The organism is Longimicrobium sp., assembly GCA_036387335.1.
In the GTDB taxonomy this organism is placed as follows: Bacteria; Gemmatimonadota; Gemmatimonadetes; order Longimicrobiales; family Longimicrobiaceae; genus Longimicrobium.
Map to the genome: position 1 here is coordinate 18,974 of DASVTZ010000130.1, position 11,003 is coordinate 29,976.

At 72.0% G+C, this 11,003-nt stretch carries 10 protein-coding genes; 6 read left to right on the forward strand and 4 right to left on the reverse strand.

Annotated features, from left to right (window positions below):
- Window positions 1-523 precede the first annotated feature (523 nt).
- Window positions 524-1,024: a DUF4112 domain-containing protein gene (locus VF647_12240; GenBank protein ID HEX8452861.1), complete on the forward strand. Its 501-nt coding sequence runs from the start codon at window positions 524-526 to the stop codon at window positions 1,022-1,024.
- 52 nt (window positions 1,025-1,076) lie between these two features.
- Here VF647_12240 and VF647_12245 read toward each other — a convergent pair whose 3' ends face one another.
- Window positions 1,077-1,436, reverse strand: coding sequence for a hypothetical protein (locus VF647_12245; protein HEX8452862.1), 360 nt, complete (start codon window positions 1,434-1,436; stop codon window positions 1,077-1,079).
- Between the two features lie 120 nt (window positions 1,437-1,556).
- Between VF647_12245 and VF647_12250 the strand changes: the two genes are divergently transcribed.
- From VF647_12250 to VF647_12270, 5 genes are all read left to right on the forward strand, one after another.
- The gene (locus VF647_12250; GenBank protein ID HEX8452863.1) at window positions 1,557-2,039 is read left to right on the forward strand and encodes a GNAT family N-acetyltransferase; all 483 of its coding nucleotides are present in this window, start codon (window positions 1,557-1,559) and stop codon (window positions 2,037-2,039) included.
- 134 nt (window positions 2,040-2,173) lie between these two features.
- On the forward strand, window positions 2,174-4,420 hold the full coding sequence (locus VF647_12255) for a PBP1A family penicillin-binding protein (protein ID HEX8452864.1): 2,247 nt from the start codon (window positions 2,174-2,176) through the stop codon (window positions 4,418-4,420).
- 35 nt (window positions 4,421-4,455) lie between these two features.
- A complete protein-coding gene (locus VF647_12260; GenBank protein ID HEX8452865.1) occupies window positions 4,456-6,897 on the forward strand; it encodes a PBP1A family penicillin-binding protein in 2,442 nt (813 codons plus the stop codon).
- Window positions 6,898-7,001: 104 nt separating this feature from the next.
- Window positions 7,002-7,607 carry a hypothetical protein gene (locus VF647_12265; protein HEX8452866.1) on the forward strand — a complete coding sequence of 202 codons (606 nt, stop codon included), beginning with the start codon at window positions 7,002-7,004 and terminating at the stop codon, window positions 7,605-7,607.
- A gap of 252 nt (window positions 7,608-7,859) precedes the next feature.
- The gene (locus VF647_12270) at window positions 7,860-8,465 is read left to right on the forward strand and encodes a SemiSWEET transporter (protein ID HEX8452867.1); all 606 of its coding nucleotides are present in this window, start codon (window positions 7,860-7,862) and stop codon (window positions 8,463-8,465) included.
- Here the strand turns inward: VF647_12270 and VF647_12275 are convergent.
- The 3 genes from VF647_12275 to VF647_12285 all read right to left on the reverse strand — a co-directional run.
- Window positions 8,458-9,321 carry a M28 family peptidase gene (locus VF647_12275; GenBank protein HEX8452868.1) on the reverse strand — a complete coding sequence of 288 codons (864 nt, stop codon included), beginning with the start codon at window positions 9,319-9,321 and terminating at the stop codon, window positions 8,458-8,460. The genes VF647_12270 and VF647_12275 overlap by 8 nt on opposite strands.
- Window positions 9,322-9,379: 58 nt before the next feature.
- Window positions 9,380-9,979, reverse strand: a complete 600-nt coding sequence (can, locus tag VF647_12280) for a carbonate dehydratase (GenBank protein HEX8452869.1) — start codon at window positions 9,977-9,979, stop codon at window positions 9,380-9,382.
- A gap of 174 nt (window positions 9,980-10,153) precedes the next feature.
- On the reverse strand, window positions 10,154-11,003 hold an 850-nt coding region (locus VF647_12285), incomplete at its 5' end, for an aminotransferase class III-fold pyridoxal phosphate-dependent enzyme (GenBank protein HEX8452870.1).

The following is an 11,003-nucleotide window of genomic DNA, read 5'->3' on the forward strand; positions in this document are numbered from 1 at the left end:
CCTCGCTGCCCCTCCCCCAACCCCGGGGGAGGGGCGGTTGGCGTGTATGGGTGCCGGTTGCGGGGGTCGGCGCACCGGTGGGCACGGGCAGCCACGTGGGGCGGCCCCTACGGGGATCGGTGTACGGAGTCGGAATCCCGGTGGGGGCGAGGGTGGGCAGACACGCAGGTCTGCCCCTACGGGATCTCGTGTGCGGGGACGGGCGGCGGAGCGGCGCCGGGCACGGGCGCGATGAATCGCGCCCCTACCAGATCTGCGCAGCGCACACGTTGTTCTCCCCCTCACCCGCCCTGCGCCCCCGCAGGCGGGGGAGGGGGCCGGGGGGGAGGGGGCCCTCCGCGCGGCGCAAACCCCGGTCGAAGCACACCCGAGCCCCCTCTCTCGATAACGGCGAGGGCGGAGCCCTCTCCTGTTATCGGGAGAGGGGGCAGCGAGGAACGAGCGGGGGTGAGGGCCCCCGGCGCGCCCCTTGCCACCACGAATCGGCGGGGAACCGTGTACCGCGTTCGAAGGGGGTGAGGACGTGCAGAACGACGCGCAGAGCAGCGCCGGCAGGCTCAAGCGGCTGGATGGGCTGGCGTACCTGCTGGACAACTCCATCCCCATCCCCGGAACCGGGGCGCGGGTGGGGATCGACGCGCTGATCGGCCTCGTCCCCGGCATCGGCGACGTGGCGGGGACGGCGATGTCCGCCTACATCGTGATGCAGGCGGCACGGATGGGCGCGCCCGCGTCCGTCGTCGCACGGATGGTGCTCAACGTGGGCGTCGAGACCGTCGTCGGCACCATTCCATTTCTGGGCGACCTGTTCGACGCGGGGTGGAAGGCCAACGCGCGCAACATCAAGCTGCTGCGCGCCGTGGTGGACCAGCCCGGCGTGGCGCGCAGGTCGAGCCGCGCGGTGGTGTTCGGCACCGGGCTGGCGCTGCTGCTCATCCTGGTCGCGATCGGGGTGGTGGCGTTCGCGGTGGTGCGCGCGATGTGGTACTGGCTGACGGGCCCCGGCGGACCCGGACTGGTGTGATGCACGGAGGGCCCCACGTCGCCGCGGGGCCCTCCGTTCGTGCACGTGCGGCTCAGAAGTCGCGCGAGCTGGCTTCGGCGGAGGTGCCGGTGGTGCCGCTGGGGTCCTGGCCCAGCACGATGCCGCCGTTCTCGGTGCGGCCCGGGGCAGGCTGCTCGCCCTCGGCGCCGGCGGCCGCGAAGCCGCTGGCGTCGCCGTAGCTGCCGTCTTGCGGATCGGGGGCGGTGCGGGCCTGGCGCTCGCCGCGCTCCACTTCGTTGCCGCCGACGTCCGAGCCGGCGCCGGCCATCCCTTCGCGGCTCACCATGTCGTCCTGGTCCGCGAGGCGCTCGCCCTCGCTGCGGCCGCCGGTGGAGTCGTCCATCTGGCGCTCGGCCATGCCGGGGTTGCTGCTTTCGTTGTTGCGGTCCATGTGTCCTCGCTTGCGTGTGCGGGTCGCTGACTGGACCGGGGTCGGCTGGCAATTCGCATTCCCGCAGGGGGGCTCACGCGGAGGCGCGGAGACGCGGAAGAGAACTGGCAGAGGAAGAAGATGAGCTCGATCGAGATACGGGCGGCGGGGGTGGAGGACGTGCCGCTGATCCTCCACTTCATCCGGCGGTTGGCGGAGTACGAGCGGCTGGCGCACGAGGTGGTCGCGACCGAGGAGGGGCTGCGCGAGGGGCTCTTTGGCGCGCGGCCGGGGGCGGAGGTGGTGATCGCGGAGTGGGAGGGGACGCCGGCGGGGTTCGCGCTCTTCTTCCACAACTTCTCCACCTTTCTGGGCCGGCCCGGCTTGTACCTGGAGGACCTGTTCGTGGAGCCGGAGCACCGCGGGCGTGGGATCGGGAGGGCGCTGCTGGCCCACCTGGCGCGGCTCGCCGTGGAGCGCGGGTGCGGAAGGCTGGAGTGGTGGGTGCTCGACTGGAACGAGGACGCCATCCGCTTCTACCGCTCCCTGGGCGCGGTGTCCATGGACGACTGGACCGTGTACCGCGTGACCGGCGACCCCCTGCGTACGCTGGCGGAGCGGTAGGAAGCGCGGAGGAAGCCACAGAGAAAGCTTTTCTGTCCGCGCGGTCAGCCGGCCCCGGATTGGCATCCGGGGCCGATCCGGTGTATCTATATACTCTGGCAACCGATAGCTGACCCCGAAACGAGCATCGACCCGTGGCAGTGGACACCAGCGAGTGGAAGGCGCGCGCACGAGCCGGCTGGCAGCGGCTGCGTTTGGCGTGGCGCAACCGGCAGGAGCGCAAGATCGTCATCGGCCTGGGGCTGGTGACGATGGCGTCGTGCGGCACCGGCGGCGTGGTGGCCGCATGGACGCGCGCCTGCACCGGCACCTGCCCCAGCGCGGACCAGGTGGCCGACTTCGCGCCGCGCCAGGCGAGCCAGGTGCTCGACTCGCGCGGCGCACCGCTGGGTACGTTCTACCGCGAGCGGCGCACCGTCGTGCCGATCAAGTCGCTCCCGCGCTACGTGCCGCTGGCGTTCGTCTCCATCGAGGACGCGCGCTTCTACCACCACGAGGGGGTGGACCCCATGCGCGTGGTGGGGGCGATCCGCGACAACGTCCTGGGCGGCTTCGGGGCCACGGGCGGAAGCACCATCACCATGCAGCTCGCCCGCAACCTCTTTCCCCAGCAGCTGCCGGCGGGCGAGAAGAGCATGCGGCGCAAGATCGCCGAGGCCAAGCTGGCGCTGGAGATGGAGCGGAAGCTCTCCAAGGACCGCATCCTGGAGCTGTACCTCAACCACATCTACCTGGGAGCGGGGGCGTACGGCATAGAGGCGGCGGCGCGCACCTACTTCGGCAAGCCGGCGGCGAAGCTCACCCTGCTGGAGGCGGCCACGCTGGCCGGGCTTCCGCAGGCGCCCAGCGCGTACAACCCGCGCGAGCACCCCCAGCGCGCGGAGAAGCGGCGCAACCGCGTGCTGGAGATGATGAGGCAGGAGGGTGTCATCACCGCCGCGCTCGCCGCCGAGCTCCAGCGGCACCCGGTGACGGTGGCGCCCCCCACCAACGCCATCCGCTCGCCGTACTTCGTGGAGGCGGTGCGGCGCGAGCTGGAGCCGCGCTTCGGCGAGCTGCTGTACACGGGCGGGCTGCGCATCTACACCGCGCTCGACCCCGTGCTGCAGGAGACGGCGGAGCAGTCGCTGGAGGCGCAGCTCAAGGCGATCGAGGCGGGGACGTACGGCGGGTACGCGCACCCCACCTACGAGCGCTTTACGGCGGGGCTCAAGCCGGACCAGGCGGTGCGCCACACGCCGTACCTGCAGGGGGTGGCGGTGGTGATGGACCCCAACACCGGCGCCGTGATGGCGATGGTGGGCGGGCGCGACTTCAAGCAGTCGCAGTTCAACCGCGCCATCCAGGCGCTCCGCCAGCCGGGCTCCGTCTTCAAGCCCTTCGTCTACGCCGCCGACCTGGAGCGGGGGCGCTCGCCCCTCTTCGCCGTGTCTGACGGGCCGCTGACGGTGGGCACCTGGAGCCCCAAGAACTACGACGGGCGCTACGGCGGATACATGACGCTGCGCTCCGCCCTGCGCAACTCGCGCAATCTGGCCACCATCCGGGTGGGGCGCGACGCGGGCTTCGAGCGGGTCAAGGACCTGGCGCGGCGCGCGGGGATCAGCACGCCCATCCCCGGCTTCCCGTCGGTGTACATCGGCGCGGCGGCGGTGTACCCCATCGACCTCATCTCCGCGTACGCCGCGTTCGGCAACGGCGGCTACCGCGTGGAGCCGCGCTACGTCACCCGCGTGGAAGACCACCAGGGGAAGCTCCTCTGGCAGCCCCCCGCGCCCACGCGCCGCACGGTGGACCCGGCGGTGGGGTGGATCATCACCGACATGATGCGCGAGGTGGTGGACCGCGGCACCGGCTACGGCGTGCGCGACCCCGAGGTCGGGGGGATCTCGTACGACATCCCCATCGCCGGAAAGACGGGGACGACCAACTCCGCAACAGACGTGTGGTTCGTGGGGTACACCCCCGAGCTGCTGACCGGCGTCTGGCTGGGGCTGGACAATCCGCAGACGATCCTCACCGGGAGCGGGGGCACGGGGGGAACGCTGGCGGTGCCGGTGTGGGCGCGGATTATGCGAAAAGCGTACGAAACACGCCGCCCACCTCCGGAATGGCCCCGCCCGCGCAGCGTGGTGGCGCGCCGGGTGAGCGGCGGGCGCGTGCTTACGGCGGACTGCCCCTACGGCGGCGGAACCATCGACTACTTCGCTGCCCGGTACGCACCCCCGGCGAGCTGCGAGGCGCCCGCGGTGCGCACCGAGACCTTTGTCGATCCGACGCCGGAGCTTCCCGGCCGTCCCGTCTTCCCCGGCCAGCCACGCGTGCCGCGGCCGGAAGACTTCATCAAGCCCCAGCCCGCGCAGCCGGAGAAGCGTCCATGAGCTGAGCCGCGGCCGGCGGGGAACCCGAGACGAGAATGAACCCGAAGCTCAAGATCGCGCTCCTCGCCATCCTCGCAATCTCCGTGGTCGGCTTCGGCTGGCTCTGGTTTGCGCCCTGCGGCATGGGCGGCTGCGCACCCGTCAGCGAGCTGGAGCAGTGCCAGGCCGAGGGCTCCGAGCTGCTGGACGCGGACGGCAAGCCCTTCGGCAACCTCTCCAGCGCCAACCGGCGCGTCGTCCCCATCGACTCGGTTCCCGAGTACCTTCCGCAGGCCTTCGTCGCCATCGAGGACCGGCGCTTCTACGACCACGGCGGCGTGGACTGGAAGCGCTTCGGCGGCGCGCTCTTCGCCAACGTCAAGCGCGGCGGCGTGTCGGAGGGCGGCAGCACCATCACCATGCAGCTCGCGCGCAACCTCTTTCCCAAGGCGCTTCCGTACACCGAGCGCTCCATCCGCCGCAAGGTGATGGAGATCCGCGTGGCGCGGCAGATCGAGCGGGCGTTCGGCAAGAAGAAGATCCTCGAGCTGTACATCAACCACATCTACATGGGCGAGGGGGCGTACGGGGTGGAGGCGGCCGCGCGCACCTACTTCGGCAAGCCCGCCGCGCAGCTCACCCTGGCCGAGGCCGCCACCATCGGCGGGCTGGGGCAGCTCCCCTCGCGGCGCAACCCGCGCGAGGACAAGGACGCGGCGCGCACCCGGCGCAACACCGTGCTGCGCGCCATGGCCGACGCCGGCTACGTCTCCCGCGCGGACGCCGAGGCGGCGATGAAGGAGCCGATGCGGGTGTCGCGCCCCGGCAAGGACACGCGGCAGCGAGGCTCGTACTACGTGGAGCGGGTGCGGCGTGAGCTGGAGGACCGGGTGGGCGAGCGCTTCTACACGGCGGGCCTGCGCGTCTACACCGCCTACGACCCCGTCGCCCAGGCCGCCGCGGAGAGCGAGGTGGCGCGCCAGGCCGCGGCCATCGAGTCGGGCGCCTTCGGCAGCTTCAACCATCCCAAGTACACGCGCGGCAAGGAGAGCACCGACGCCTCCGGCACCCCGTACCTGCAGGGCGCGGCGGTGGTGATGGACGCGCGCAACGGCGAGGTGCGGGCGCTGGTGGGCGGGCGCGACTACGAGGACTCCAATTACGACCGCATCTTTCAGGCGCTGCGCCAGCCCGGCTCGGCGTTCAAGCCGTTCGTGTACCTGGCCGCGATCGGGCAGGGAGTGCCCGCCACGCAGAAGTTCGACGACGCGCCGCTCCAGGTGCGGCTGTCGCGCGGCAGCACGTGGAGCCCGCGCAACTACACGGGCACCTTCGACGGCCCCATCACCGTGCGCGACGCGCTGACCCGCTCCAAGAACGTCGTCACCGTCAAGCTGGCGCAGGAGGTGGGGATGGGGCGCGTGGCGGACCAGGCGCGCTCGCTGGGGATCACCACCCCCGTCCCCGAGAACCCCGCCGTCGCGCTGGGCTCGGCCGAGGTGAGGCCCATCGAGCTGGTGGGCGCGTACGCCACCTTCGCCAACATGGGCGATCGCGTGGTGCCCCACCTGGTGCGCCGCGTGGAGACCACCGACGGCGACGTGCTGTGGGAGGCGGAGGAGGAGCGCGAGCAGGTGCTGGAGCCGGCGGACGCCTTCGTCCTCACCAGCATGCTGCGCGACGTGGTGGACCGCGGCACCGGCACCCCGGTGCGCGCCGCCGGCTTCCGCGGCGTGGCCGCGGGAAAGACGGGGACCACCAATGCCGCCACCGACGTCTGGTTCGTGGGCTACACGCCGGAGCTGGTGGCCGCGGTCTGGTTCGGGTTCGACAAGCCGCAGACCATCCTGCGCGGCGCGTCCGGCGGCACGCTGGCGGCGCCGGTGTGGGGGCGCATCATGCAGCGCGTGTACGCCCGCCGCCGCGCCCCGCTGGAGTGGGCCCCGCCGCGCGGCGTCGTCACCGAGACGGTGGACCGCGCCACGGGGCTGGCGGTGATGGAGGGATGCCCGGCGCGCGGCCCCACCTACACCGAGTACTTCGTCAACAGCCGCCCGGCCGCGGAGCCGTGCAACCTGGCGGGCGGCATCTACCCGCCGATGGCGATGGACACCGCCTGGCGCGACGAGGAGTGGGGCTCCACCGACATCCAGCTCGCGCCGGTGGAAGGGTACAACCCGGACACGGTGGGAATGACGGACCTGGAGCGCCGCGGCGTGAACTGGCCGGAGCTGGAGGCGCAGCGCCGCGCCGGCGAGCGCCCGCGCGCCCCGGAGCCCGGGCGCGTGGAGACGTACCCCGATCCGCTGCCGCCCGCCCCCGCGCCGCGCCCGCGCCGGACCCCGGCGCGCACGGAGGAGACGCCGCCCGCGGAGCCGCGCCGGCCACGCGTGCTGGGCGAAAAGGCGCCCACCCCGCCCGCCCCGGAGCCCGCTCCGCCTCCCGCCCCGGCCCCGCCGGACACCTCGAGCGGAGGGTCGCCGCCGGGCGCGCGGTGAAACCTCGGGGCCGCTTTGGGGTTGAAGACGCGCCGCATGTTCCGGCGGAGCGGCCACACGGCGCGGGCCCCGTGCCCTCGCGGACACCAGCAGAGGAGAGCGTGTTGAACAGTCATACCCGGCGGGCGGGAGTGCTCGCCTTCTCGTTTATAGCCCTTCCCGCGGCGCTTTCCGCGCAGGCGCGCCCCACGGCCTCGCGCGTCGCGGCCCCGGCGGCCACCCCCACCCGCGAGCAGTCGCAGGCGCAGATGGCGGAGCTGCGCACCATCGCGGCGCGCCTGCAGGGGATCCACGCCCGCGCCATGCGCGCCGGCGACCTTGCCGCCACGCAGAACACGCTGATGCGCGACATCAAGGCGGCGATGGAGCGCCAGGACCCGGAGCTCCCGCGCCTGGCCACGCGCGTGAAGGCGATGGAGGCCGAAGCTCGCACGGCCGAGTCGCGGAACGACGTGGCGCGCAAGCAGGCGCTGGCGCGCGAGTTCGCCACCATCCAGAGCCGCTTCATGCGCGCCCAGCAGACGGTGATGCGGCAGCCCGACATCGCGCGCCGCGCCCGCGCCTTCGACGACCTCCTGCACCGCCAGATGGTCGCCGCCGACCCGCAGACGGACCAGCTCCTGGCCCGCAGCCGCCAGCTCCAGGCGAGCCTGCAGCGCGCCCTGGCCGCCCAGGTCCCCCCCAGCGCCGTCACTCGCCGCACGCCGTAGCGCGCGGCACGGCAAACCCGAACCGGGCCACCGATCGCGAAGATCGGCGGCCCGGTTTTCTTTCATCGCCGTCCGCCGTCCGCCGTCCGCCATCCGCCATCCGCCATCCAGGGGCGAATGAATTCGCGGCTTGAAATGCGCAAAGTCCGCCTTCGCGGACTCGCGGATCATCATCCGCCTTCGGCCGTCGCCACCGCGCCACGCACCCCCATACCCGTAGGGGCAGCCCCACGTGGCTGCCCGTGCCCTCCCATGCGCCGCCAACCGCCCCACGAACGAATAAATCCGCCACTGGAACCGCAAACTCCGCCCTCCGCGCACGCGCGGTCTGATGCCGCGCTCCTGGAGCCCACTTCAGTGGGCTTCGCGTGGTTCCAGCCGGGGGATTCATCCCCCGGCGGCGTAGCGGCACCCCGCCCCCGCCCCCGAAGCCTGCGAAGGCAGGCTTCCCGCGGTCGTTGCAGCGGTTTCAACCGCCGGTACCATGGATCACCCACCCACTCCCTGCAACCCACCCAGCCACCCACCTCCCTGCTTCCCTCCCGGCGCACCCCTTGCCCGACCCACCCGCCGCACATCCACCCCAACCTGGAGGCACCCATTCAGCAGTTCGCGACCTACATCGGCTACGTCGCTGGAGCGCTCACCGTGATCTCCTTTCTCCCGCAGGTGGTGCGCGTCTGGAAGACGAAGCGGACCAACGACCTGTCGCTCGGGATGTTCGTCATCCTCATCACGGCGGGCGCGCTGTGGATCACCTACGGCGTCATCACCAGCGACTGGCCCGTGATCGCCACCAACGGCGGGATGGTGGCGCTGAACATCGCCATCCTGGTGGCCAAGCTCCGCTTCAAGTAGCCAGCGCCACCACCGCCTCGCGCACCCCCTCCACCACCATCGCCATGCGCGCGTAGTCCAGCGTGTCCGCCGTGTCGTGGGCGGTGTGGTAGTGCGGGTTCCGGTAGAAGGCGGTGTCGGTCACCATCACCGCGTCGAAGCCGGCGGCCCAGTAGCTGGCGTGGTCGCTGAAGTCGACGCCGGGCACCGCGCGCGGCGCCTGGATGGTGCGCACGGGAAGCGGCGAGCCGCGGCGCATCGCACGCCGCACGCGGCGGATCAGCGGCCCCTGCCCCAGCTTCCCCACCACCGTGATGAAGTTGCCGCGCGATGGATAGAACGGCTTCAGCAGCGGGGTGGGGAAGTGCTGGCTTCCCGGCTCGTCGTTGAAGTACCCGATCATCTCCAGCGCGATCATCCCCCTCACCCGCGCACCCTCGGCGCGCAGCGAGTTGGCGTGCACCATGCTTCCCATGTACGGGGTGCGAAAGAAGGGCGGCTCCTCGCATGGATACGCGACGAGCTCCACGCCCACTCCGAGCGGCGTGCCGGCCAGCACGCGCACCAGCTCGATGATCCCCGCCACCCCGCTCGCGTTGTCGTCCGCGCCGGGGAAGGGGCCGGCGGCATCGTAGTGCGCGCCCACCACGACGCGCTCCTTCGTGTCGGGTCCGAGACGGCCGATGACGTTGCGGTACTCGGCCCCCGCGGCCGCGTACACCTGCTTCGACACCTCGGCGCCGCCCGCCGCCATCTCCACCGCGACGTACGACGCCGCCGCGTCGAGGTTGGCGCGGTGCGCCACGCTGCGCGGCGCCAGCGTCTCCGCCAGCATGCGAACGTGTGCCTCCAGGCGCTCCGCCGAGACTGCGGCCATCGTGGCTCCGGGTACGGGTGGGTGCCGCGGAGCGGATGGAAGCCGCGTGCCCGCCCCGCTACAGTCCCGCCGCCGACACGCCCAGGTCGCGCAGGATGCCGTCCTGCAGGCGGTAGATGCAGCCGTGCACCGTCAGAGGCTGGCCGCGCAGCCAGGCGTCGCGCACCACCGTCGTCTCGCAGACGTGGCGCACCTGCGCGGCCACGTTCAGCTCGCAGAGGCGGTCCACCCGCTCGACGGCGTCGGGGATGGCGTCCAGCTCGTCGCGGTGCGCGTCGCGCACGTCCTGCACGTGGCGGAGCCAGTTGTCGATGAGTCCCAGGCGCGCGTCCTCGTCCGCCGCGCGCACGCCGCCGCACCCGTAGTGCCCCACCACCATCACGTGCCGCACCTTCAGCACGTCCACCGCGAACTGCAGCACGGAGAGGCAGTTGAGGTCGGTGTGCACCACCACGTTCGCGATGTTGCGATGCACGAACATCTCGCCCGGCGCCAGCCCGACGATCTGGTTGGCGGGCACCCGGCTGTCCGAGCACCCGATCCACAGGTATTGCGGCGTCTGCTGGTTCACCAGCCCGGTAAAGAATTCGGGGTCGCGCTCCGTCATCGCGGCGGCCCACGCCCGGTTGCGCTCGAATAGATCGGTCAGCTTCTCCATGCTCTCACGTTCGTGTGTGGTTCGTTCGGCGCTGGTTTAACGGGGGATGAAGCCAGTCCGCGAAGGCGGACGTTGGTGTGGGTCCAGGGGCCTTGATGCGCTCTGGAAGCGGGCCGCGGCGCATGGCGGGGCACGGGCAGCCACGCGGGGCTGCCCCTACAGCAACGTTCGCTTTCACGGCAATCCATCCAGAATTTCGCCCAGCGTTTCCAGAGCCCAATCCGCCTGTTCGTCGCTGATGACAAAGGGTGGGGAGAGGGAGAGGACGTTGCCGTACAGCCCGCCGCCGAGAAGCAGAAGGCCGCGCCGAAGGCCCTCCACCACGACGCGGCCGGACAGCTCCGGGGCGGGCTCGCGGCTCTCGCGGTCGCGCACCATCTCGATGCCGATCATCATCCCGAGGCCGCGCACCTCGCCGACGCGCGGGTGGTCGGCGGTCATCGTTTGCAGGCGCTCGAGTATGCGCGCACCCAGCTCGGCGGAGCGCTCCACCAGCCGCTCTTCGCGCAGCACGGAGATGGAGGCGAGGGCGGCGGCGCAACCGACGGGGTTTCCGAGGAAGGTGGAGGTGTGGATCGCCTCGCCGGTGGAGCGGGGCCACGCCTCCATCACCGCATCGGTGCCAATGCAGGCGGCGAAGGGGAAGCCGCCCGTGAGCCCCTTCCCGGCCGCCATCAGGTCCGGCACCACGCCGGTGTGCTCGCACGCGAACCAGCGGCCCGTGCGTCCGAATCCGGTGTAGATCTCGTCCACGATCAGGAGCATCCCGCGCTCGTCGCAGATCCGCCGCAGTCCGGGGAGGAAGTCGGCGGGCGGCACCACGTCGCCGCCGCGGCCCTGCACCGCCTCCACCAGGATCGCGCCGATCCCCTCCGACGCGGTTCCCGGTGTGTCGAGCAGGTGCTCCACGTAGCGCAGCGTGGCGGCACCGACCTCGTCCGCGTCGCGCCCGAATGGCGAGCGGTAGGCGTACGGGTACGGCGCGAACACCGCGTTGCGCATGAGCTGCGCGGCGAACGGCGAG